Here is a 23,954-nt window from a genome sequence, read left to right on the forward strand (position 1 = left end):
TAGCGATGTTTAGATGGCAGTAGTTCGGCGAGCCTGAAATAAACTCTTAAGTTGTTCCGGCTGCTGACTCGCAATCACTTGGTCAAGATTAGTCACATGGCTTAGATAACGGGCAATTTCCGCAAGCTGAGCCAGGTGGTCTTGGCTAGATACCCTGCTGGGGCTAAGCAACAGGACCACCACATGAATAGACTGGGCGGACTGCTCGTGATGGACTCCCGTGGGATGGGTGGCCATAAACATTAGAGTACGATCTAGTTTCGGTACCCGAGCATGGGAAATAATCATCCCGGGCAGAATTTCGCTGGCATAGCCCACATCGTCATACACCAGGGCTTTCAGCACTGACCAATGTTTGGGGTTGTCCTTGGCGATCGCCGTGGACAGCAAGGCCTCCACCGTTTTTTCATAGGACGAAGTGGTCAGCCCGAGCTGTACCCGCTGAGGGTCAAACAAGGCTAAGGGTGACTGAGGCGGATGCACATCATACACCACAGCTTCTCGCTGAGACGGATACAGAACTAGAAAGCTAGCCCGGGAAGCCGCCAGTTCCCGGGGCAGTTGCTCTAATTGCCCTGTATGGGCGATCGTGCCGAGGCGGGCACTGACAAGTACCACTAAGTCCGTATCTTTTAGGCTGTCCCGCCAGGTGGCTGCTGGTGTAAACGTCGTTTCGATTTTGAGGGGAATTGTCTCTAGGCACTGGCGGATTTGCCGTTGGCTTTCCTCTGAGGTGACGACATTCAGAGTGACCCCAAGTTGGGTGGCAAAGTGCTTGAGACTGCGGGCTGCTTCATAGAAACCGGGCATATAGTCAATCAGGGGTGGCAAGATGACAGTAATCCGCCCATAGGTATTGAGGGGGCTGTCTAACTTGCAAACCCAGACTTGCTGGCTGGTTTGCTCTAGCATCTGATCAATGACCCCGCCAAAGATGCGCTGTTCGGGGGACTGTTTGCCATTCCAGCCAATCACAATATCGCTGGTGCGGCGTTCCAGGGCCGCTTCCACCATCCCGACGGCGGGGTTAGCCGCTATGCGCGTGACTGGATTCACCGTCAGATCCATCTCCGCCGCATGGACAACGGCGTGGGCCAGGAGCCGTTCGGCTTTCGCCACGTTGCTTTCTGCGTTTTCGCGATCGTCATCAGGTTGGGTGGTGACAACAGTCAGGGGAACGATCGCCTCATTGGACTTGTGATCCCGCAGCAGGGCGGCGACCTCAATCAGGGCATCAGAGGTGGCCGGGTTAGCCAAAGGCACCAAAATTCGCTGGGGGGTGTTGCGGGGCTGGAAATTATCGCTATGGTCTTGCTGGGCAACTTGACGACCATAGTATTCCACGATCGACGGTCCCAAGATGCAGGTGGCAAAAATCATCATCACCACCCCGTTGAGCACGTCATCTCCAATAATGCCTAGCTCATAGCCCACCAGGGTGGCCGCCAAGGTTGCCGCCGCTTCGCAGGTAGATAGGCCAAACATCACCATACCCTCGGCATGGGAATAGTTATAGATTTTGCGGGTTACCATCGAGGCGATCCACTTGGTTCCCACGTTGGTGGCCAACATCGCCCCCATCACGATCCAGGCAGTCATGCCGCTGGCCAGCACCGAGACATCGACGAGTAAGCCAATGAAAATCAGGAAAAAGGGAATGATGAACCCATCACCAAAGAACTGAATCCGACTCATCAGGCGACTACGTTCGGGAATCAGGCGATTCAGGGTAAGTCCCACTAAAAAGGCTCCTAAGATCTTCTCAATGCCAATAGCATCGGCTAGATAGGAGAAGACAAAGAGAGTGGTAATCACAAAGACAAAAGCCGGTTTATTGTTGCTGCCGATATTACGAAAGAACCAGCGAGCTAAGGGCGGCAGTAAATAGAGAATGGCGGTGACATAGAGGATTAGCGCTAAGCCTAGGGTGATCCAAAACTGGGCGTCTAGGTCTCCTTGGGAGGAGCGCGCAACCACCACCAACAGCAACAGCGCAACGGTATCTGTCAAGATAGTGCCGCCGACAGTGGTGGTTACTGCATTGTTTTTGATGATTCCCAACCGACTAATAATCGGGTAAGCAACCAGGGTATGGGATGCAAACATGCTGGCAATCAAGATGGATGCCAACCAGTCAAACCCCATTAATCGGAAGATAATCGTCCCCAAGGTTTGGGGAATGGTAAAGGTGATTAGACCAAAAACTAGGCTGCGATCGCGGTGACGCAGGAATTGCGTCATGTCAATTTCTAGCCCCGCCAGAAACATGATATAAAGTAAGCCCACATTACCCAATAGAGTTAAGGCTTGGCCTTGCTCTAGGACATTCAGAACGCTGGGGCCAAGGACAACTCCAGCCACAATGGGCCCAGTTACCCCCGGTAAGTTAATCCGTTCAAATAGCAGCGGGGCAATTAAAATTACCGCCATACAGATGCTAAAGATTAGCACCGGATCTTCGGCAGGCAAGGAAAGGTTAAACAAAGAGTCCATGCTATTAATCAAACTTCAATAAGTTGAGTCAGTTTAGTTAGGAATGCACAAGTAACGCCATGAAAACTTGAATGCGGCAATCCACATCAAGACGATTCTGGGTTAGCCAGTAGGAACTCGGCCACCGGCTAATTGTCTGGCGGCAACACTAAAACTCGACAGGGCACATAGCGAACTCGCCGCCCTTGATAGGCGGCAGCATGGACATTAGAACCAAATTTCATGGGTCTGCTCCAGGTCTAAATAGGTACAGTGAACAGGCTGTGATGTCCACAGCTTGGGACACTGAAGCAGTCAATCATTTGAAAAAATGCTGACGACTCAGTTTCCCCTCAATGCCGACGAGGTTAGCTGTCGGGCTAGGACTGAGAGTTGTCCTTCTCTGATTACCCTCAATTGGGTATAAGAACTCAGAGATTCGCCCCTTTAACTGGTTCCCCCGCTTCACAAGCGCTTTTCCAAGCTTGGAAATGAACTTATGAACTAGGCCAACTTATCGAACTAGAGACAATTTAGTCGAAAAAATTAGGGATGTCAACTCAAGCGGTCATTTGTTGTCAAAACTATCCTCAAGGGAGCAGGGGGCCCCTGAAATTGCTATCCCTGAAGAGGGGAAGGGGCGTTGTTCCTAGGAAGATTTGGATTCCATCGATCGCGCCAGTGATAAGGTCGTCGCAGTCCAGGGAACTGGGTTAATCACGTCCGTTTCTAGTTGACGCTCCCGTAAACAGTCTTGGAACTCTTCTGGGGTTCCCGAGGCCTTGAGAATGGACACCAATAGCCCCTCAAAATTCACATCACCTCCGGCGGCGGTTGGTAAAATGTATTGGGGCTTAATCCATTGCACCAATTCCAGGGCGCTCTCTTTCCCCTTGATAAACGGGCCCACTAGGGGGAGTTCAATATTTACTAAGGGGGCGATCGCCACGTCAATCGGAGGCAGTTCTTTCAATAAACGACTGTGATTCCCATGTGGCTCGTAATACAGGGAGATTCCTGCGTGTAAATCACTAATGACGTACGCATTTTCTACGGTCGTTGGACCAATGGGCGACCCGGGGAAGGCTTGGATTTGCAGGCGATCGCCCCAGGTGTAAATCTGCCGCTGGGATAGAGCGACCACATCCTCATACCCTAACCCCCGCGCCACCTTAGCTGCACCCGCCGATCCCACCACCGGTAAGCTTCGCGGCAGTTGTTCTAAGGTTGGCGGATGGGCATGATCCGGCAATCCCTGAGATAATAAAATCAAATCGATGTTGCCGGGAATCCGCCGCTCAATAGGACGGGTTCCTTTAAACAACCAGGGACTATTGCCAAAGACCAAGGGCCCCACCAGCCAAGGATCTAAGAGAATTCGACAACCATCAAAGTCCAGCAGCCAAGAGTTGCTATCAAGATAGGTCAGTTCCATAGAATTAGATTCATAATTCGTAACATACCCTCTCATTGTAAAGGATTTCTCTAGAAAGGTATAGATGCAGGGACAGCAGTTTCCGTAGTATCACGGAGTTAACAGCACGGCCACCATGATAGAATGGGAGCAGTATAAAATTTAAAGTTTAGATTGGTTTTGAGGTGTTAGCGTAATACCATTACATTATTGAGTCCAAGTTTAACCTAACCAAAATTCTTGGCGAGTGCATCGACAAACTTAGGGAAACGCTTGACTTCACCCGCAGGTCACTATGACGATTCAAGAATCCAGGGAACTAAAACACGAGAGCCTGGAACTGCTGCAACAGTTCCAAAAGACTCCATCTACCGAACTACGCAACCAACTGGTTCAACTGAACATCGGGTTGGTACGTAAAGAGGTTCACCATTGGCTCAAACAATGCAACGAGACCTACGACGACCTGCTCCAGGTTGGCTGTTTAGGTTTGATTCGGGCCATTGAGCGGTTTGAGATGAGTAAAGGTCATGCCTTTAGCTCCTTCGCCATTCCCTACATCCGAGGCGAAATCCAGCATTACTTACGCGATCGCAGTCCCTCGATGCGAGTGCCTCGCCAATGGCTGACGGTACATCGCCAAGCCAAAAAAGTCATCCGCCAGCTCAACAGTGAACTGAAGCGGACTCCCACGGACGAAGAAATTGCCGACGCTCTCGATATTCCTGTGAGCGAATGGCTTGAGATTCAACTAGCCCTGCAAAATCGCTCTCCCCTGAGCTTAGATGCCCCCGTCGCTGAAGCTGAGGATCAGGGAACCTCCCTCGGCTCCACCGTCACCGATCGCCAATATCGCAGTTTCCAACTGGCCGAAGAAGATCGGATTCTCCTACAACAAGGCCTGGCCAAACTAGAATCGGGAACCTGCAAAGTCCTGGAGTTTGTCTTCCTGCAAGACCTGACCCAGAAAGAAACCGCCGATCGCATGGGAATCAGTGCCGTCACCGTCTCCCGCCGAGTGAAAAAAGGACTCAGCACTCTGCAACGGATTATGCAGGAGAATGATCGCTAGTCCTAACTCCCGACCCAGACCCCCCTGGAGACTGGGTGACCCTGTCAGCACAAGTTCAAAATTCTTTACAATATTGGAGGGAGACGTGTCTCGCGCACATCTCTCTCCATTTTTGTTGAGTCCCCCGCTTCAGCCACAATGACCCTAACCCCAACCCAACCCTCCTCCCAAGCGGCCGAGCGTCTGCACCAGCAGCGGCAATTTTTCGCCAGCGGCCGATCCCAGGATGTCAACTTCCGCCTCGAACAACTCAAACGCCTAAAACAGGCCATCCAGGAGCATAGCGCGGCCATTGTCGAAGCCGTCTATGCCGACTTGGGTCGTCCAGAATTTGAGGCCTACTTTGAAATTGCCGCCATCGCCGAAGTTAACCATGCCATCAAACATCTCAAATCCTGGGTCAAACCCCAATCCATCCGCACCGGCTTAGATCAGTTTCCCTCCCGAGGGCGTATCTACCCCGAACCCCTGGGAGTGGTCCTGATTATCTCCCCCTGGAACTATCCCTTCCAACTCAGTATTAGTCCCTTAGTGGGGACGATCGCCGCCGGAAACTGCGCCATCGTCAAACCTTCAGAACTCTCCCCCCACACCTCCCGCGTCATCCGAGAGTTAATCGAAGCCACCTTTGACCCCGCCTATATTAGCTGCCTAGAAGGGGGCATCGAGATCAGCCAAGACCTCCTGGCCCAACGCTTCGACCATATTTTCTTCACCGGTAGCACTCGCATCGGCAAAATCGTCATGGAGGCTGCCGCTCAACATTTGACCCCCGTCACCCTGGAATTGGGGGGAAAAAGCCCCTGTATCGTCGATGCCGAGGTGAACCTCCCCGTCGCTGCCAAACGACTCACCTGGGGCAAATTCGTCAACGCCGGGCAAACCTGCATCGCCCCTGACTATATCCTGGTCGATCGCCGCTGCAAAGACGAACTCTTGACCCATATCAAAGGCTATATTCAAGAGTTCTTCGGCGAGAATCCAGCCGAGAGTCCCGACTTAGGACGTTTAGTGAGTGAACAGCACTTCGATCGCCTCGCCTCCTTCCTCAATAACGGAACCGTGGTGGCGGGGGGAACCTGCGATCGCCCCAGTCGCTACATGGCCCCCACCGTTCTGGATGGGATTACCTGGGATGATTCGATTATGCAAGAGGAGATTTTTGGGCCAATTCTGCCGGTGTTAACCTATGACCGTCTTGACGAGGCGATCGCCCAAATTAACGCCCGTCCCAAACCCCTGGCTCTCTATATCTTCTCTAACCGTAAAGCGGTGCAACAGCAAGTCCTACAACAAACCTCCTCTGGGGGAGCTTGCGTCAATGACACCATCATGCAGTTAGCCGTCCCCGAACTGCCCTTTGGAGGAGTCGGTGCTAGTGGTCTCGGCAAGTATCATGGAAAAGCTAGTTTTGATTGCTTCTCCCATTACAAAAGTGTGCTGCACAAAGGCCTCTGGCTGGACCTCAACTGGCGTTATGCCCCCTATGAGGGCAAACTTGGACTAATCAAACGAGTCATCGGTGTCTAACTGCCTGAATTATGGAGACTCCCCAACCCCCCAACCCCCAAGAACTGACCCAAAATGTCAGCCAATGGCTACAAGAGATTAGCCAACTCAAACAGCAGCTCGAAGAAGCCCAGACGGCGATCGCCCAGGCACAACAACAGGGCGAACATTGGCGATTGCTCTATAACCGAGAGGCCGAACAACATCGGCAGGATGTGCAACGGGGACAAGAGCGTATCGCCGAACTCGAAGCTCGCGTGCAAGAGCGGCGATCGCCCCCCATGGGGTCTGAAGACGAGCGCCGCCGTCAACGTCAGGAGTCTCTCGATGGCTTGGATATCAGCGAGTTACAACACCAAGTTTTAGACCTATCCCTAGAGCGCGATCGCCTTCTCGGTCAAGTTCAAACCTTGGAAGAGGCCCTTGAGGGCGAACAACACAACCATCAAAAAACCCGAACCGAACTCACCGGGGCCCTCGCTGACGCCATCTCCCTACTCTCCAAAGCCAAAGGAACTCCCCCATCGGCCTCATAACATCCCAAGCCGCCAGAACTCCCATTGGCGTGAAGGGAACATCTGAGGCTATCCCGCGCCCGCCCTATCATCCTTAAACCCAGCCACCATCATGGGTTTGAAAGCTCTACTGCCCATCATTGCCATTATCATCGGCGCCCTACTGCCTCAACTGGCTCACTTCAGCGACGCCATTCGTCCCCTGTTGATGGCATTATTATTCGCCACCTTCATTCACCTTAACCTGCATCACGTCTGGCAACACCTACGCCCCCAAGCCCTCTGGGTTGCCATCGCCAACATTACCATCGCCCTAGCTTGGTATGCCCTCTTGATGCCCGTCGACATCAGCCTAGCTCGTCTGTACTTCATCACCGCCATCGCCCCAACGGCTGCCGCCGCCCCAGCCGTCATCAGTTTTCTCGGTCGTAACATCGAATATGTCACCGTTTCCGTTATCCTAACCAATAGCCTGGTAGCCCTATCCATTCCTCTCTTCAGTAGCTGGCTCTTCGAGAGCGATCGCAGCGCCGATCCCCTGCCCATGGTACAGTCTGTTGCCCTATTACTGGCCGTGCCCCTCCTACTGGCCCAACTCTGGAAACAACTGCCCCAATCTTGGCAAGCCGCCATCAACTGGCGCCGTATCTCCCTCATCATCTGGGTCATACTCCTGACCCTGGCCAGCGCCACCGCCAATGACTTCATCCGCCAAGACAACACCCTCTCAGCCCTCAGCATCGCCGCGATCGCCCTTCATGCCCTAATTATCTGCGTCGTCAACTTTAGCCTGGGACGACTTCTCGGCCGCTGGATTCATCGGGGACAACTCGCCCGAGAAGTCAGCCAATCCCTCGGCCATAAAAACACCATGTTTGCCGTCTGGTTCATCCTGGCATTCCTCAATCCTAGCTTTGCTCTCGGGCCGATGTTCTACATCGTCTTCCAAAACCTCTACAATGCTTACCAGATCGTCACTGTTGCCAAGGAAGTCCCCTCCTGAGCGGTCCCAGAATACGATAACATTGAGGGATGACCGTTAGAACCGTTACACTGGATACGATTACCGGGCATCTACTCCAACATCCAGCCTTAGCCTCCGACAGCAGTACTAAGATATCTTCCCTGTCCTGCCTTAGGATAGTTTTCTTTCGTCCGGGTTGCCATTGTGATCACGATTTTTCTGATTCATCCAACTCAAGCTGAACCCATCCGCAGTTGGACCTTTAAGCAAGACTCTGTTGTGCGAGTTGGGCGCTCCAAAGATAATGATGTCGTGATTCACGGTTCTCTCGTTTCCCGCCATCACCTAGAACTTTGGCATCGTCAAGGTCATTGGGAACTGATTAATTTCGGGGCCAATGGCACCTTTGTCGAGGGACAACCGGTCCATCAGTCGCAAGTTGATGATGGCATGATCGTCCGTCTCGGCTCAACCGGACCACGGCTGCAACTGCGCCTCGATTTCCAGCCAAACGAGGTGGCCGCCGGCGATCGCCTGACGGCTCATCCCGTTGACGGTTAATTTCCCGACAAGGCCCGGTTGACCGTCTCAATATGACTTTGAAAATAGGCTTCCCGATTTCCCAGTTGTTGAGCTAGTTGCAGTCCCCGACGGAATGACGTTAGGGCCGCTGGGTAGTTCTGTTGTTGCTGCTGAACCTGGCCCATGCGACCATAGGTCATCATCAACCCATACTGATTGCGGGCGATTTCATGGGTTTCAATCTGAGCTTGATAGACCTCTAACGCTGCCTCCCAGTCGTCATAGCGTTCATAGAGTTGTCCCAAGGCGGTGAGAGCTTCCTGGGCCCGGTAGAACTGTAGAGCCTCCCAGGCTAAGCGATAGGCTTGCTGATACTGAGCGATCGCCTCATTAGGACGTTCCGAGTTCTGCAAATCCTGACCCACCGAAATTTTCAGCGCCGTGACCCGCGCCACATTCCCCAGTTCCTGGTAATAAGCGATTAACGCCTGCTTGGCCTCAATCGCCTGGTCATAGTCCTGGAGGCGATCGTAAATATAGGCCAACTCCGTTAAATAGACCACCTCCTGTTCGCGATCGCCCCGTTGACGGGCCAACCCTCGCAACGCCTCATAGGCCGCCGCCGCCGCCTCATAATTGAGGTCTTGGAGAGCCGTCTCCCCCAATCGTTGCCAAGCCTCCTCTTGTTTCGCCTCATCCCCCTGTGATCGCGCTGACTCTAACACCACCTCATACAACTCCAGAGCCGCAGACCGGGCCCCCACCGTCTCATAGGTTTGGGCCAGGGCCATCAACCGCTGTAGATTCGGGGTTTCCACCTCATCGAGTTCCCGCTTCTGAATACGCCGCAACCGTTCCCGCATCACCTGAAGTTGGTAAAACTCTTCTTGCTCCCACGCCAGTTCCCCCACCCGTTGCAACGCCTCTAATTCCGCCTCCGTACCTAAAAAGCGTCGTAGGCGTAACTCACGATTCCACAACTCAAACGCCTCGCTGACTCGGCCATCAGAGAACGCCGCCAACGCCTCCGCATTCAGTTGATCTAACCTCGTTGCCAAATCACGCCGTTGCGTCTGCGTTAACACCGCCTCTCCCTGCCAAACCGCCTCAGGAATGAGCGGGTCTACCTCCGCCAACTCCAAGGGATTGGTCGGTAATCCCCGCCGTTGTTGCGCCTGGGCCACCCCACCCCCTAGTCCGAGAGTTGAGAGGCTAAACGACAGGGCCAGCAAGGTCAGAGCCTGGGCTGATACAGTGAATAATTGAAGGGCGAACTTAGAACACATAAACCGGCGTTGACTAGAGGAACGAAAACAAAATGAAACCATGAGTGAGACCCAGATAATCCAGTACATCAAAGCAATCCAACCATCCAACCCAGAGGAGAACAGCCGATGCAGACCGACAGCCGAGTCAGGGGGTTCACAGGACGTCAGCCCATCTATCAGCGGATACTACAAGTGGCCCTAGTGTGCCTCCTCTTAACCCTCTCTAGTTGTGGCATCCCCCGTATCCAAGCCGAAGCTCGACTCTTTTTGCCCCTATCCCTAGAGTTACTCGATGAGTCAGTTCTTCCCAGCCAGGACATTGAGAACACTCGGGTTGGTGGTCTCTCGGCGATTACCTATGATCGTCAAACCGGGAACTACTATGCCTTATCCGATGATCGGGGCTTCGTCTCTCCCGCTCGATTTTATACATTATCGATCGACATTGGCGGGGACGATCCGGATCTGTTCCAGATTCGCAAGATCACCATTGAGGATGTGACCCTACTGCGAGATGAAGCCGGAGAACTGTTTCCCGCCGGAACCATCGACCCGGAAGGGATTGCCCTCTCTCCTGATCGCACCCTCTTTATTGCCAGTGAAGGGGTCTCACAAGATGGAATTCCTCCCTTCGTCGATGAATTTGATTTGACCAGCGGCCGACGCTTGCGGGCCCTGCCAATTCCCGACTATATGATTCCCGATGCAGCCGGTTCCGAGCAAACCCTAGGGGTTCAGAATAATCTCGGCTTTGAATCCCTCACCATTGGCGGTGTGGGAACTGGGGAACCCTACCGGGTATTCGCTGCCACAGAATCGGCGTTATTACAAGATTTACCTTGGCTAGAACAGCAACGACAACAGGCCCCCGCCGATGCTCCTGTTCCCCTCACCACGCGGCTGTTGCATTATGTGGTGGTGGAAAATCGCGCTCAGGTGGTGGCGGAACATCTCTATCCCCTCGATGAGCCACCCTCCCTGTTGACGGTGAATAATGGCTTAGTGGAACTGTTGGCCCTGGATGGGGCCAATGCTTTGCGTTCCGCTCCTGGGGGCTATTTTCTCAGTTTAGAACGCACCTTTGGCGCCGAAGGGTTTGGAGCGAAGCTATTTCAGATGGCGATCGCCTCGGCTACAGATATCTCAACCCTAACCTACCTACAAGGGGAGTCAAAGGACTTTCAACCCGTACAAAAACAACTCCTGTTAAACCTCAATCATCTTGAGGGATTTCGTCCCGACAACCTCGAAGGCATGACCTTTGGCCCCCGACTCCCCGACGGGTCTCAGAGTCTCATCCTCGTCAGCGATGATAATTTCCGAGACAATCAAGTGAACCAGTTTGTGCTACTGCGACTCACCTCCCAGCGTTAGGGCCTCAGTCCCCAAATTGGCTCAAAATTGACAGGGGGGCCTGAATCTCGGAAAATTGATCCCGATTAATCCAAGCCCAAAGACGGCGATCGGTTTGCACCCCTCCCTACATGGTTCTAGGGCACAAGGGTACGCCCCTATTGCCTACTGCCTTCTCCCCCCTGTTCCCTGTTCCCTATTCCCTGTTCCCTTCTTTTGCCTCTTGCCTTCTTCTTCCCCTACTGCCTACTGCCTTCTCCCCCCTGTTCCCTATTCCCTGTTCCCTTCTTCCCCCATGACAAATTCCGACGATATCACAACCCTCGCTCGCTGGATGGCTTCAGATTTTAGCAACCAACAGCAAGCCTTTGATAATCCGCCCTTATTTGCCCATGTTCGGGCCTGTTTGCGTCCCTTACCCTCCGATAAGTTTGGTGGAATTAGTTTCTATCTCGAACAGGCCTATCAATATGCCCTAAATCGTCCCTACCGCACGCGGGTGTTGATGCTCAAACAAGACGATGGGGAGTTGATTATCGAGAATTATGCCATTGAGAATGCCGAGGAGTTGTTTGGCGCCTCGCGGGACCCCCATCGTTTGCAATCCCTAACCCCCGAACGCTTGACGCGTCTGTGTGGCTGTAACTTTGTGGTAGGACCCCCATCGTTTGCAATCCCTAACCCCCGAACGCTTGACGCGTCTGTGTGGCTGTAACTTTGTGGTAGAACGTCAGGAGAATAGTTTTACTGGGGTCGTGGAACCGGGGAATCAGTGCTGTGTGGAACGAAACGGTAGAACGTCAGGAGAATAGTTTTACTGGGGTCGTGGAACCGGGGAATCAGTGCTGTGTGGAACGAAACGGTCAAACCACCTACCTTGACAGTCGCTTTGAAATCAGCGAACATCACTTCCGAACCCTCGATCGCGGACGCAATCCTGAGACCGGTGAACGGGTTTGGGGGTCAGTCGCTGGAGCATTTGAGTTTGAGCGGGTGACCAGCTTTGCCCATGAACTGGCGTTGTAGTCTCAGGTGTAGTCTCGGTTACAGTGGGGCGATCGCCCGGGAACGTCGCAAATTCCCACCATCGGAAGATCTTACCGTTGAGCCACTCAGTCCGGTGTCGCAAGGTACACCAAACCTGGTAGATTTAGCGAGTATCAGCTCAGCAATCGTATAACAAACCACAAGATGAAAGTACTTGTTATTGGCGGTGACGGTTACTGCGGATGGGCAACGGCGCTCTATTTGTCCAATCGTGGCCACGACGTTGCAATCCTTGACAGTTTAGTCCGTCGTCACTGGGATTCACAGCTACAAATTGAAACCCTAACCCCTATCGCCCCCATTCAGCGTCGACTACAACGCTGGTATGAACTCACGGGAAAACGCATTGAGTTGTTTATTGGCGATATCAATGATTATCCCTTCCTGAGTCAGGCGATGCACCAGTTTGAGCCTGAGGCGGTGGTTCACTTTGGGGAACAGCGTTCTGCGCCCTTCTCGATGATTGATCGCGAACATGCGGTTCTCACCCAAGCCAACAACGTCATTGGCAACCTGAATCTTCTCTATATTCTCAAAGAAGATTTCCCCGATTGCCATCTGGTAAAACTGGGAACCATGGGTGAGTACGGAACTCCCAATATCGATATTGAGGAAGGCTACATCACCATCGAACATAATGGTCGTAAGGATACCCTTCCCTATCCCAAACAGCCCGGTAGCTTCTACCACCTCAGCAAAGTTCACGACAGCCACAATATCCAGTTTGCTTGCAAAATCTGGGGCTTACGGGCCACCGATTTGAACCAGGGAATTGTCTATGGGGTGCTGACGGAAGAGACGGGCATGGACGAATTGCTCGTCAACCGTCTCGACTATGATGGTATCTATGGAACCGCCCTCAACCGCTTCTGCATTCAGGCGGCCATCGGTCATCCCCTGACGGTATATGGTAAAGGCGGACAAACCCGCGCCTTGCTCGATATCCGAGATACAGTTCGTTGTATCGAAATTGCCGTGGAAAATCCCGCCAATCCCGGTGAGTTCCGCGTCTTCAACCAGTTCACAGAAATGTTCAGTGTGGCCGACTTAGCCCTGAAAGTGCAACAGGCCAGTGCAGCCTTGGGCCTAAAAGTCAGCATTGATAATCTGGAGAACCCTCGGGTTGAACTCGAAGACCATTATTTCAACGCTAAAAACACGAAACTCATTGATTTGGGATTACAACCTCATAACCTCTCCGACTCGCTGCTGGATTCGCTGCTCAACTTTGCTGTCAAGTACAAAGATCGGGTGGATAAGGATCAAATTCTCCCGAAAGTGCGCTGGCGGCGTTAAGGCCCGATGTCTCTCCAGGGTAAGCAGCAAGGTAGCTTTGTGGGCAGTCCCCAGGATTGCCCCGCCTGGTTCTCCTATCCCCTCATCCCGTTAGAGTACCTATGCGTATTGCTCTTTTTACTGAAACCTTCCTGCCGAAAGTCGATGGCATTGTCACTCGCTTGCGGCATACTGTAGAACATCTCCAACGTCTGGGTGATGATGTTCTGGTGATCTCCCCCGATGGCGGATTGACGGAATATAAGGGAGCCAAAATTTTTGGTGTTCCAGGGTTCCCACTGCCCCTCTATCCTGAACTGAAGTTGGCGGTTCCCAATCCCTCAATTCGCCCGGTGTTAGAAGACTTTAAGCCGGATTTGATTCATGTGGTGAATCCGGCGGTGTTGGGATTGGGGGGACTCTACTACGCTAAATCGATGAATGTGCCGCTGGTGGCCTCCTACCATACCCATTTGCCTCAATATCTACAGCATTATGGATTGGGAATGTTTGAGGAGGTGTTATGGGGGTTGCTGCGATCAGCTCATAATCAGGCTCAGTTAAATCTTTGTACCTCCAGCATTATGGTGCAGGAGTTGAGTTCCCATGGCATCGAACGCACGGATTTATGGCAGCGTGGGGTGGATACGGAGATGTTCCAGCCGAGTTTAGCCAGCCAGAAGATGCGATCGCGCCTCAGTGATGGACATCCTGATGCACCTTTGTTGCTGTATGTGGGCCGACTCTCGGCAGAGAAAGAGATTGAGCAAATTCGTCCGGTGTTAGAGTCGATTCCCAATGCTCGTCTGGCCTTAGTGGGCGGTGGCCCCCATCGGGAAACCTTAGAAGCCCATTTCGCGGGAACGGCCACCCAGTTTGTGGGCTATTTACAAGGGTTGGAGTTGGCCTCCGCCTATGCCTCGGCTGATGCCTTTGTCTTCCCCTCGCGCACAGAAACCCTCGGCTTAGTCTTGCTCGAAGCCATGGCCGCTGGCTGTCCGGTGGTGGCGGCGGGAACCGGTGGGATTCTCGATATTGTCACCGATGGTAAAAATGGCTATTTGTTCGATCCCGCTGATGAGCAGGGAGCGGTGGTGGCCACTCAACGGCTGTTAGCTAATCAGGAGGAACGGGAAATCCTGCGCCTGAATGCTCGCCAGGAGGCAGAACGCTGGGGTTGGAATGCAGCTACGCAACAGTTACAGCAATTCTATGCTCAAGTACTGACGGGGAAATCTCTCGTCTCTGCTGCCTAGCACCTTTTGCATGAATTGTCAAGTTCCTGAATCCTGTCGCGTCTGCCGATCGCCCCAAGTTGTCTTTTTTATGACTGTGGGCGATCGCCACTATTGGCGCTGTGAGCATTGTCAGGCCACCTTTTTGGCGGCGGAAGAGTTGCCCGAAGCGGACTTTGAGCGAAAACGTTACGAGCTACATGAGAACAACTCCAACGATGAGGGCTATCGTCAGTTTCTCAATCGCCTGGCGGAACCGCTGCTGTCGCGGCTAGCCCCCAAGCAACAGGGACTCGACTATGGCTGTGGTCCAGAGCCAGTTTTGGCGCAAATGTTGGCAGACGCGGGACATTCCATGGCCCTCTATGACCCCTTCTTTTTCGGCGATCACCGTCCCCTGCACCAAACCTACGACTTCATAACCTGCACCGAAGTCGTCGAGCATTTCCATCATCCTGCCCCAGAATTTGACCAACTCACCCGCCTCCTGAAACCAGGGGGCTGGCTGGCTATCATGACCAGTTTTCAGACCGATGACCGGGCCTTCGCCAACTGGCATTATCGCCGCCATCCCACCCATGTCACCTTTTATCGCCAATATACGTTTGACGTGATCGCCCAACAGTGGGGCTATCACATTGACATTCCCCGGCGTAATGTCGCCCTACTCCAGAAATCTTAGCCACCTGCCGGCAAGCCCAGACGAGACCAGCTCCCCGATCGCCACCATAAAAAAATCGAGAAAATTTGCCTTCTGGAGTGTTATCAGATACACTTTGACAATCTTGTGGAAAATCTTAACAAAAATTACAGCTTCAGGATTTATCTGCCTTGTTCCAAAACTAGGCCCCGATATCTATATCATCCATGCAATTACTCCCTAGACCCTATACCCTCACCATCAGGCGAGCCGGACAACGTCCCTGCGTGATTCTGGTTGGGCTTCCCCTGAGACTGGCGATCGCTGCCTTAGGAACCTTAATGGTTGGAGGGATAGGACTGGCAGGACTGCAAGTTTGGCAAACCTATCAAGCCAATCGTGCCGAACTTGATCGCCGGGCAGAAGAAATTCTCAAACAGGTCGAAGGCCTCGAAGCCCAACTCGAAGAACTCAAAGAACGCTCCGGGATGTCAGACGAACCCCCAGACTATCCAGAACTCGGGCAAGGGGGCCCCGTCCTGCGTCCTCTCAACGCCGCAGAACTCCTAAGCAACGCTGAAACCCATGTCAGCCGTTTAACCGAAGACCTCAGCGATCGCGTGCAGCCGGCCTTGGAAAATGTCTTAGAACAAGAAAAAGCCATTCCCCAGGGTCTGCCCCTCAAAGTCTCAACCCAAGTCACCTCTTACTTCGGCAAACGGCAAAACCCCTTCGGCATCGGCAAAGAATTTCATAACGGCCTTGACTTTGCCGGCGATCCTGGTGACCCCGTCATCTCCACCGCCTGGGGCGTCGTGACTCATGCCGGTTGGGGAGGGGGCTATGGTAAATATGTGGAGGTCGATCATGGCAACGGCTATATGACTCTCTATGCTCACCTGTCCGAAATTTCCGTACAATGGGGAGAAGAGGTCGAGCGTGGAGATCTCGTGGGCTTAGTCGGTAGTACTGGACGTTCTACCGCCCCCCATTTGCACTATTCTATTTTTGAGGACAACGAGGCGATCGATCCACAACCGTTTCTTGTCCGGGTTTCAGGTTTGACTCAGGCCCCAGTTCCCAACGAATCCGAAGCCCCCGTCACGGCACGGGTCGCCAATTAACCAAGTTTGCTCAACAGGATAACTACCCTATGACTGCTACACAAACCAAATTTCCCATTGACTTGGGTGCATACAAACCCCTAAAACTCGACCCCAAGGTTAAAACCTTAACTGACGAGCAACGGGCAACCCTGAAAGCTAACATCCAACTGATGCGGGATGCCATCATCTTCTTCACCGCCACCGGTGCGGCTCGCGGTGTGGGTGGCCATACCGGCGGTCCCTACGACACCGCCCCAGAAGTGGCCATCCTCGATGCCTTTTTCCGGGGCAGCCCCGATGGATTTGTCCCCGTCTTTTTCGATGAAGCCGGACACCGGGTGGCCACCCAATATCTCATGGCGGCCCTCTATGGCGACTTACCCGCCGAACAACTGGTGCACTACCGGGAAGCTCATGCGAAACTCCCCGGCCACCCTGAATTAGGACTAACCCCCGGTGTTAAGTTCAGTTCTGGTCGTTTGGGCCATACTTGGTCTTATGTGAACGGGGTGGCGATCGCCAACTCCTCCAAAGTCGTCTGCTGTCTCGGGTCTGACGGAGCACAACAAGAAGGAAACGACGCCGAAGCGGCTCGTTTTGCCGTGGCCCAAAACCTCAACGTCAAACTCTTTGTCGATGACAACGACGTCACCATCGCCGGTCATCCCTCCGACTATCTCCCCGGCTTCAGCGTGGCCAAAACCCTCAAAGGCCACGGCTTAACCGTCCTCGAAGGAGACGGCGAAGATCTCGACGGCCTCTATCGTCGTATGTGCGAAGCCATGACCACCACTGGTCCTGTTGCCGTCGTCAACAGCCGGAAAATGGCAGTGGGGATCGAAGGCATCGAAGGCTGGTGGGTACCGGTGCTGCACTAGGGGCAGCTACGGCGGGAGTGGAACCTCAAAGCTCGCGGTCAGGATGCAGCGGTTAGCTTCCTCGAAGGCATCGAGAAGCCCAAAAACCCCAACACCTATCTTGGATCGGGTGACACGCTCGGCTCCAACCGTAACGTCTTCGGTCAAACCGTCGCCGAAATCCTCTCAGGAATGGATGCTGACACCCGCAAGAAGAGTGTTCTCTGCGTTGACAGTGACCTCGAAGGCTCCTGTGGCTTAGCCCACATTCGCAAAGCTGCCCCAGAAATCTATGTCAGTGGCGGGATTATGGAACGCGGCAACTTCTCCGCCGCCGCTGGATTCGGCATGGAAACCGGCAAACAGGGAATTTTCGGGACCTTTAGTGCTTTCCTAGAGATGTGCATCTCGGAAATCACCATGGCCCGGTTGAACTACTCCAACGTTCTCTGCCACTTCTCCCACTCCGGGATTGATGACATGGCCGACAACACCTGCCACTTCGGTTTGAACAATATGTTCGCCGACAATGGTTTAGATGACGGCTATGAAACCCGCCTCTACTTCCCCGCCGATGCTGGACAGATGACAGCGGTGGTGAAAAAGGTCTTCGGCGACCCCGGCTTACGCTTCGTCTTCTCCACTCGCTCGAAAGTTCCCAACATCCTCGACAGCGACGGCAACGACGTTTTCGGTGATAACTACGAGTTTACCCCCGGTAAAGATGAAGTCATCCGCGAAGGAACCGCTGGCTATGTGGTCAGCTTCGGGGAAGGACTCTATCGCGCTTTGGATGCCGTTGAACGCCTCAAGCAAGAGGGCATTGATGTGGGCTTAATCAACAAACCCACCCTCAATGTTGTGGACGAAGAGATGATGACCAAGTTGGGCAATTCTCCCATGGTCTTAGTGGTAGAAGCCTTCAACCGCCGCACCGGTTTAGGCAGCCGCTTCGGCAGTTGGTTATTAGAACGAGGCTTCTCGCCCAAATTCGCTTTCCTCGGAACTCACGAAGAAGGCTGTGGCGGTCTCTGGGAACAATTCCCCCACCAAGGCATTGACTCTGACGGTATCGTCGCCAAAGTCAAAGAACTAGCCAGCTAAGGCAGTCTTCATCCCCTCCGAGGAGAGGCAGGGGTGGGTTATCCCCTCCTGGTACGGGGCAGGGGTGGGTTCCGTCAGCGAGTGGTGCGTTCCGGCAAGTTCCAATTGAACGCTCAAAGCCGACAACCATTGCAAGCCGGAACATACCCTACCCCTATTGCCATCCCCTCCTGGGAGGGGCAGGGGTGGGTTATGCCTATTGCCTATTGCCTAGGGCGACCATAAAGGTACGCCCCTACGTTATTTCTGTTCCCTGTTCCCTGTTCCCTGTTCCGCTGTTCCCTGTTCCCTGTTCCCAGATCCGCTGTTCCCTGTTCCGCTGTTCCCTGTTCCCTGTTCCCAGATCCGCTGTTCCCAGATCCGCTGTTCCCTTCTTCTAACCATCCCGTAACACATACCCCACACCCCGCACCGTCTGAATCAATCGCTTATCCCCTTCATTTTCGATTTTCAGGCGTAAATAGCGGATATAGACTTCAATCACATTAGACTCCCCCATAAACTCATACCCCCAGACATTTTCCAGGATTTGTTCACGGGTTAGCACTTCTCGGGGATGTTCCATCAGATACTTGAGGAGTTCAAACTCCTTCATCGTTAAATCGATCGCCCGTTCCCCATTGCCATTGCCCGCGCGTCCGCCGCGAAAGGCTTGGCGAGTGGGTAAGTCTAATAGCAGATCCGCGAAGCGTAACTGATTGGTATCAGGATGTTCCGGCTTCAGATAAAACGCTACCATCTTGAGAAACTCATAGGAACGGTAGGGCTTAATCACATAGTCATCCGATCCGGCTTCCAGACAGGCGACACGGTCCTCTAGGGTATCACTGGCTAACATCATCATCACCACGGCGCGATTGCCGATGCTGCGGAGATGCTTACACAGCCATAACCCGGAGTTTCCTGGCAGAATGCGGTTGATGGCAATTAACCCCGGTTGCATTTCCTCAACCTGGTGTAAGCCGTGATTAGCTTCATGGGCGATCGCCACCTCATAGCCAGCTTCCTGTAAATCCAAGGCAATCCGTTGAGCTAAGGTTGTATCGGGTTCAACCACTAACACCGACGATTGCAACTCTAAGGCAACAGTATCCATAACAGTACGGTTAAAAATATCGATACGGGGCAATCAAGAATCGCCCTTGGCCATGGCTGGGAAGTTCCGGGAATCACGGCCATCACTCAAAACTCAAAACCCGGCGTTAGCAAGAACACCGGGCCGTCCAACTCTCCCACTTTGGAGTTAGGAACCACTGGAGAGGGAACGGGGTAAGCGTCCCCCATTCACAGCATCCCGGAACTCTTCGACATCTGGGCCATAATCAATGGGGAGAACTGCCACAATGTTCTCATGGGGACGAGGGATAATCACCCAGGATTCCAACGTCGCCCCATAGGTGCGTTCCACGGCAGCAATTCCGGCATCCATCGCCGTTTTCACCTCGGACACATCCCCACGGATATTAATGTTAAAGCGGGCGCTTCCCACCCGGATATAGCCCACGAGCGTCACTCGTCCGGCCTTAACCATAGCGTCGGCGGCCGCCATAACGCCAGGAAATCCTTTCGTTTCAATCGATCCTACTGCCTGCTGTGTCACGGTTCATCTCCTAAATTTGGCACGTTTGGGGCATCGTTACCCCCAGTTAAAGGTTTATACTTGAAGCGGTTTTATCCAAGCGCCATGTTGAAGCTGATTAAAGCTCAATGTAGCGATGTCTGGCCATCTCACCTCACCCAGTTGGAGAATTATCGATCATCCCCCATGATCCTGGCAAGGCAACCGAGGGCATTCATCGGAAGGGTTCACTCGTTTCCGTATAGTGAATCGGCAGAACCGCCACGATATTCTCAGGTGGATTGGGAACAATATAGTGAGATATTATCTTGCCCCCAAAGGTCTTTTCAACGGCAGTTAAACCTGCCTCCATTGCTGCTTTGACTTCTGAAACGGGCCCGCGAAAGGCGATCGCAAACTATCCACAACCGTTTCTTGTCCGGCATTCCGGTTTAACTCGGGCATCGCTCCCCAACGAATCAGAAGCCCCCGTCGCGGCACGGGTCGCCAATTAACTAAGTTTGCTCAACAGGATAACTACCCTATGACTGCTACACAAACCAAATTTCCCATTGACTTGGGTGCATACAAACCCCTAAAACTAGACCCCAAGGTTAAAACCCTAACCGATGAGCAACGGGCAACCCTAAAAGCCAACATCCAACTGATGCGGGATGCCATCATCTTCTTCACCGCCACCGGTGCCGCTCGGGGTGTCGGTGGTCATACCGGCGGCCCCTACGACACCGCCCCAGAAGTAGCCATCCTCGATGCCTTTTTCCGAGGTAGCCCCGAAGGATTTGTGCCCATCTTCTTCGACGAAGCCGGACACCGGGTGGCCACCCAATATCTCATGGCGGCCCTCTATGGTGACCTACCCGCCGAACAACTCGTGCGCTATCGGGAAGCTCACGCCAAACTCCCCGGCCACCCCGAACTCGGGCTGACCCCTGGTGTTAAGTTCAGTTCCGGTCGTCTGGGCCATATGTGGTCTTATGTGAACGGGGTGGCGATCGCCAACTCGCCCAAAGTTGTCTGCTGTCTGGGTTCCGACGGCTCCCAACAAGAAGGCAACGACGCCGAAGCTGCCCGCTTTGCCGTCGCCCAAAACCTCAACGTTAAACTCTTCGTCGATGACAACGATGTCACCATCGCCGGTCATCCCTCCGACTATCTCCCCGGGTTCAGCGTCGCCCAAACCCTCAAAGGTCATGGCTTAACCGTCCTCGAAGGAGACGGTGAAGACATCGACGACCTCTATGGTCGGATGTGCGACGCCATCACGGCCACCGGTCCTGTGGCCGTGGTCAATACCCGCAAAATGGCTGTCGGCATCGAAGGCATCGAAGGCTGGTGGGTACCGGTGCTGCACTAGGGGCAGCTACGGCGGGAGTGGAACCTCAAAGCTCGCGGTCAAGATGCGGCCGTTAGCTTCCTCGAAGGGATTGAGAAACCCAAAAACCCCAACACCTATCTCGGTTCAGGGGACAAACTCGGCTCCAACCGTAACGTCTTCGGTCAAACCGTCGCCAAAATCCTCTCAGGAATGGATGCCGACACCCGTAAAAAGAGTGTTCTCTGCGTTGACAGCGACCTCGAAGGCTCCTGTGGCCTAGCCCACATCCGCGAAGCTGCCCCTGAAATCTACGTCAGTGGCGGGATTATGGAGCGCAGCAACTTCTCCGCCGCCGCCGGCTTCGGTATGGAAACCGGTAAACAGGGGATTTTCGGAACCTTCAGTGCATTTCTAGAGATGTGCATCTCAGAAATCACCATGGCCCGGTTGAACTACTCCAACGTTCTCTGCCATTTCTCCCACTCCGGGATTGACGACATGGCCGACAACACCTGCCACTTCGGTTTGAACAATATGTTCGCCGACAATGGTTTAGATGACGGCTATGAAACCCGCCTCTACTTCCCCGCCGATGCTGCACAAATGACAGCAGTGGTGAACAAAGTCTTCGGCGACCCCGGCTTACGCTTTGTCTTCTCCACCCGTTCGAAAGTCCCCAACATCCTCGACAGCGACGGCAACGACTTTTTCGGTGCAAACTACGAGTTCACCCCCGGTAAAGATGAAGTCATCCGCGAAGGAACCGCCGGTTACGTGGTCAGCTTCGGAGAAGGCCTCTATCGCGCTTTGGATGCCGTTGAACGCCTCAAGCAAGAGGGCATTGATGTGGGCTTAATCAACAAACCCACCCTCAATGTTGTGGACGAAGAGATGATGACCAAGTTGGGCAATTCTCCCATGGTCTTAGTGGTAGAAGCCTTCAACCGCCGCACCGGTTTAGGCAGCCGCTTCGGCAGTTGGTTATTAGAACGAGGCTTCTCGCCCAAATTCGCTTTCCTCGGAACTCACGAAGAAGGCTGTGGCGGTCTCTGGGAACAATTCCCCCACCAAGGCATTGACTCTGACGGTATCGTCGCCAAAGTCAAAGAACTAGCCCGCTAACCCCTCTCCCCTCTTGGGAGGGGTGCCCGTCAGGGCGGGGTGGGTCCCTCCACGGGAGGGGCCGGGGTGTGTTCCCCCAGCGAGCGGTGCGTTCCGGCAAGTTCAAATCGAACGCCCAAGGTCAACCCCTTGCCAGCCGGAACACACCCTACCCCTATTGCCTATTGCCTATTGCCTATTGCCTTCTTCTAACCATCCCGTAACACATACCCCACACCCCGCACCGTCTGAATCAATCGCTTATCCCCTTCATTTTCGATTTTCAGGCGTAAATAGCGGATATAGACTTCAATCACATTGGATTCGCCCATAAATTCATAACCCCAGACATTTTCTAGGATTTGTTCACGGGTTAGCACTTCTCGGGGATGTTCCATCAGATACCTGAGAAGTTCAAACTCCTTCATCGTTAAATCGATCGCCCGTTCCCCATTACCATTCCCCGCACGTCCGCCGCGAAAGGCTTGGCGAGTGGGTAAGTCTAACAACAGATCAGCGAAGCGTAACTGATTAGTATCAGGATGTTCTGGCTTGAGATAAAACGCCACCATCTTGAGGAATTCATAGGAACGGTAGGGCTTAATCACATAGTCATCGGCCCCCGCTTCGAGGCAGGCCACACGGTCTTCTAGGGTGTCACAGGCTAACATCATCATCACCACCGCGCGATTGCCGATACTGCGCAGATGCTTACACAGCCATAACCCAGAGTTCCCAGGGAGAATACGGTTAATGGCAATCAACCCCGGCTGCATCTCCTCAACCTGGTGTAAACCATGATTGGCTTCATGGGCGATCGCCACCTCATAGCCAGCTTCCTGTAAATCCAAAGCAATCCGTTGAGCCAGGGTTGTATCCGGTTCAACCACCAAAACCGACGATTGCAACTCTAGGGTGACAGTATCCATAACAGTAAGGTGAAAACGATCGATACGGGGCAACGAAGAATCGGCCTTGGCAAACAGTCTAAAGGTTCAGGGCATCACGGCTACCACTTAAAACTGAAAACCCGGCGTTAATCAAGAACACCGGGCCGGGCAACTCTCATCTCATGGAGTTAGGAACCACTCGACAGAGAACGGGGTAAGCGTCCCCCATTAACTGCATCCCGGAACTCTTCCACATCCGGGCCATAATCAATCGGGAGAACCGCGACAATGTTCTCATGGGGACGAGGGATAATCACCCAAGACTCTAACGTTGCCCCATACGTCCGTTCCACGGCGGCAATTCCGGCATCCATAGCCGTTTTCACCTCGGACACATCCCCACGGATATTAATGTTAAAGCGGGCGCTTCCCACCCGAATATAGCCCACAAGCGTCACTCGTCCGGCCTTCACCATCGCGTCGGCGGCCGCCATAACGCCAGGAAATCCTTTAGTTTCAATCGATCCTACTGCCTGCTGTGTCACGGTTCATCTCCTAAATTTGGCACGTTTGGGGCATCATGACCCCCAGTTAAAAGGTTTCTACTTGAAGCGGTTTTATCCCAGCGCCATGTTGAAGCTACTTAAAGCTCAATGTAGCGATGTCCGGTCATCCGACCTCACCCAGTTGGAGAATTATCGATCATCTCCCATGAT

The 23,954-nt window shown here is 53.4% G+C and carries 22 protein-coding genes, 2 pseudogenes and 1 riboswitch; of the genes and pseudogenes, 15 read left to right on the top strand and 9 right to left on the bottom strand.

Translation table 11 applies throughout. From position 1 onward, the window contains the following. Positions 1 to 9: 9 nt before the first annotated feature. Positions 10 to 2,493 (bottom strand): cation:proton antiporter domain-containing protein, encoded by a 2,484-nt coding sequence (locus L855_RS20635; protein WP_159790802.1) that lies wholly within the window; start codon positions 2,491 to 2,493, stop codon positions 10 to 12. Positions 2,494 to 2,814: 321 nt separating this feature from the next. Then, a riboswitch (cyclic di-AMP (ydaO/yuaA leader) is annotated at positions 2,815 to 2,973 on the bottom strand. Positions 2,974 to 3,121: 148 nt separating this feature from the next. After that, positions 3,122 to 3,907: an MBL fold metallo-hydrolase gene (locus L855_RS20640; RefSeq protein ID WP_159790803.1), complete on the bottom strand. Its 786-nt coding sequence runs from the start codon at positions 3,905 to 3,907 to the stop codon at positions 3,122 to 3,124. 274 nt (positions 3,908 to 4,181) lie between these two features. On the opposite strand from L855_RS20640, the gene L855_RS20645 reads away from it, so the two are divergent. From L855_RS20645 to L855_RS20665, 5 genes are all read left to right on the top strand, one after another. Further along, entirely contained in the window at positions 4,182 to 4,958 is a 777-nt protein-coding gene (locus tag L855_RS20645) for an RNA polymerase sigma factor SigF (protein ID WP_159790804.1), read from the top strand. Positions 4,959 to 5,066: 108 nt separating this feature from the next. Then, a complete protein-coding gene (locus L855_RS20650; protein ID WP_281349550.1) occupies positions 5,067 to 6,488 on the top strand; it encodes an aldehyde dehydrogenase in 1,422 nt (473 codons plus the stop codon). An 11-nt stretch (positions 6,489 to 6,499) separates the two neighbouring features. Further along, positions 6,500 to 7,003, top strand: coding sequence for a hypothetical protein (locus tag L855_RS20655; RefSeq protein WP_159790806.1), 504 nt, complete (start codon positions 6,500 to 6,502; stop codon positions 7,001 to 7,003). A gap of 91 nt (positions 7,004 to 7,094) precedes the next feature. Beyond that, positions 7,095 to 7,985 carry a hypothetical protein gene (locus tag L855_RS20660; protein WP_159790807.1) on the top strand — a complete coding sequence of 297 codons (891 nt, stop codon included), beginning with the start codon at positions 7,095 to 7,097 and terminating at the stop codon, positions 7,983 to 7,985. A 165-nt stretch (positions 7,986 to 8,150) separates the two neighbouring features. Further along, positions 8,151 to 8,507 (top strand): FHA domain-containing protein, encoded by a 357-nt coding sequence (locus tag L855_RS20665; protein WP_246199247.1) that lies wholly within the window; start codon positions 8,151 to 8,153, stop codon positions 8,505 to 8,507. On the opposite strand, the gene L855_RS20670 is transcribed toward L855_RS20665, so the two are convergent. Further along, positions 8,504 to 9,796, bottom strand: a complete 1,293-nt coding sequence (locus tag L855_RS20670; RefSeq protein WP_159790808.1) for a tetratricopeptide repeat protein — start codon at positions 9,794 to 9,796, stop codon at positions 8,504 to 8,506. The two genes, L855_RS20665 and L855_RS20670, sit on opposite strands and share 4 nt — an antisense overlap. A 66-nt stretch (positions 9,797 to 9,862) precedes the next feature. Here L855_RS20670 and L855_RS20675 point away from each other — a divergent pair, with 66 nt between their 5' ends. The 9 genes and pseudogenes from L855_RS20675 (at position 9,863) to L855_RS22995 (ending at position 18,353) form a co-directional block, all read left to right on the top strand. After that, positions 9,863 to 11,110 carry an esterase-like activity of phytase family protein gene (locus L855_RS20675; RefSeq protein ID WP_159790809.1) on the top strand — a complete coding sequence of 416 codons (1,248 nt, stop codon included), beginning with the start codon at positions 9,863 to 9,865 and terminating at the stop codon, positions 11,108 to 11,110. A gap of 274 nt (positions 11,111 to 11,384) precedes the next feature. Next, positions 11,385 to 11,804 (top strand): chromophore lyase CpcT/CpeT, encoded by a 420-nt coding sequence (locus L855_RS22335; RefSeq protein ID WP_159790810.1) that lies wholly within the window; start codon positions 11,385 to 11,387, stop codon positions 11,802 to 11,804. After that, positions 11,758 to 11,901, top strand: coding sequence for a CpcT/CpeT family chromophore lyase (locus L855_RS22990; protein ID WP_425500589.1), 144 nt, complete (start codon positions 11,758 to 11,760; stop codon positions 11,899 to 11,901). The genes L855_RS22335 and L855_RS22990 overlap by 47 nt, the downstream gene beginning before the upstream one ends. Then, positions 11,867 to 12,115, top strand: coding sequence for a CpcT/CpeT family chromophore lyase (locus tag L855_RS22340; RefSeq protein ID WP_281349536.1), 249 nt, complete (start codon positions 11,867 to 11,869; stop codon positions 12,113 to 12,115). The genes L855_RS22990 and L855_RS22340 overlap by 35 nt, the downstream gene beginning before the upstream one ends. Positions 12,116 to 12,280: 165 nt before the next feature. Then, entirely contained in the window at positions 12,281 to 13,432 is a 1,152-nt protein-coding gene (locus tag L855_RS20695) for an NAD-dependent epimerase/dehydratase family protein (RefSeq protein WP_159790812.1), read from the top strand. A 101-nt stretch (positions 13,433 to 13,533) separates the two neighbouring features. Next, positions 13,534 to 14,667, top strand: a complete 1,134-nt coding sequence (locus L855_RS20700) for a glycosyltransferase (RefSeq protein ID WP_159790813.1) — start codon at positions 13,534 to 13,536, stop codon at positions 14,665 to 14,667. A gap of 10 nt (positions 14,668 to 14,677) precedes the next feature. Then, the gene (locus tag L855_RS20705; protein WP_219729970.1) at positions 14,678 to 15,328 is read left to right on the top strand and encodes a class I SAM-dependent methyltransferase; all 651 of its coding nucleotides are present in this window, start codon (positions 14,678 to 14,680) and stop codon (positions 15,326 to 15,328) included. A 185-nt stretch (positions 15,329 to 15,513) separates the two neighbouring features. Then, positions 15,514 to 16,410 carry a M23 family metallopeptidase gene (locus L855_RS20710; RefSeq protein WP_159790814.1) on the top strand — a complete coding sequence of 299 codons (897 nt, stop codon included), beginning with the start codon at positions 15,514 to 15,516 and terminating at the stop codon, positions 16,408 to 16,410. A 29-nt stretch (positions 16,411 to 16,439) separates the two neighbouring features. Then, positions 16,440 to 18,353 (top strand): annotated as a pseudogene (locus tag L855_RS22995) (transketolase C-terminal domain-containing protein). A 240-nt stretch (positions 18,354 to 18,593) separates the two neighbouring features. On the opposite strand, the gene L855_RS21270 reads toward L855_RS22995, so the two are convergent. The 4 genes from L855_RS21270 to L855_RS20730 all read right to left on the bottom strand — a co-directional run bounded on the left by L855_RS21270 (position 18,594) and on the right by L855_RS20730 (position 20,323). Beyond that, entirely contained in the window at positions 18,594 to 18,737 is a 144-nt protein-coding gene (locus L855_RS21270; protein WP_192925054.1) for a hypothetical protein, read from the bottom strand. Beyond that, positions 18,730 to 19,449 carry a response regulator transcription factor NblR gene (gene nblR / locus L855_RS20720; protein WP_159790815.1) on the bottom strand — a complete coding sequence of 240 codons (720 nt, stop codon included), beginning with the start codon at positions 19,447 to 19,449 and terminating at the stop codon, positions 18,730 to 18,732. The genes L855_RS21270 and nblR (L855_RS20720) overlap by 8 nt, the downstream gene beginning before the upstream one ends. Before the next feature lie 147 nt (positions 19,450 to 19,596). Beyond that, on the bottom strand, positions 19,597 to 19,953 hold the full coding sequence (locus tag L855_RS20725; RefSeq protein WP_159790816.1) for a carbon dioxide-concentrating mechanism protein CcmK: 357 nt from the start codon (positions 19,951 to 19,953) through the stop codon (positions 19,597 to 19,599). 193 nt (positions 19,954 to 20,146) lie between these two features. After that, positions 20,147 to 20,323 carry a BMC domain-containing protein gene (locus L855_RS20730; protein WP_281349551.1) on the bottom strand — a complete coding sequence of 59 codons (177 nt, stop codon included), beginning with the start codon at positions 20,321 to 20,323 and terminating at the stop codon, positions 20,147 to 20,149. A gap of 132 nt (positions 20,324 to 20,455) precedes the next feature. Here L855_RS20730 and L855_RS23000 point away from each other — a divergent pair. Next, a pseudogene (locus L855_RS23000) lies at positions 20,456 to 22,369 on the top strand (transketolase C-terminal domain-containing protein). A gap of 188 nt (positions 22,370 to 22,557) precedes the next feature. On the opposite strand, the gene nblR (L855_RS20740) reads toward L855_RS23000, so the two are convergent. Both nblR (L855_RS20740) and L855_RS20745 read right to left on the bottom strand, forming a co-directional pair. Further along, positions 22,558 to 23,277, bottom strand: a complete 720-nt coding sequence (gene nblR, locus L855_RS20740; protein WP_159790818.1) for a response regulator transcription factor NblR — start codon at positions 23,275 to 23,277, stop codon at positions 22,558 to 22,560. Between the two features lie 149 nt (positions 23,278 to 23,426). Next, positions 23,427 to 23,783 (bottom strand): carbon dioxide-concentrating mechanism protein CcmK, encoded by a 357-nt coding sequence (locus L855_RS20745; protein WP_159790816.1) that lies wholly within the window; start codon positions 23,781 to 23,783, stop codon positions 23,427 to 23,429. Positions 23,784 to 23,954: the final 171 nt, after the last annotated feature.

It is taken from the genome of Sodalinema gerasimenkoae IPPAS B-353 (assembly GCF_009846485.1).
GTDB lineage: Bacteria > Cyanobacteriota > Cyanobacteriia > Cyanobacteriales > Geitlerinemataceae > Sodalinema > Sodalinema gerasimenkoae.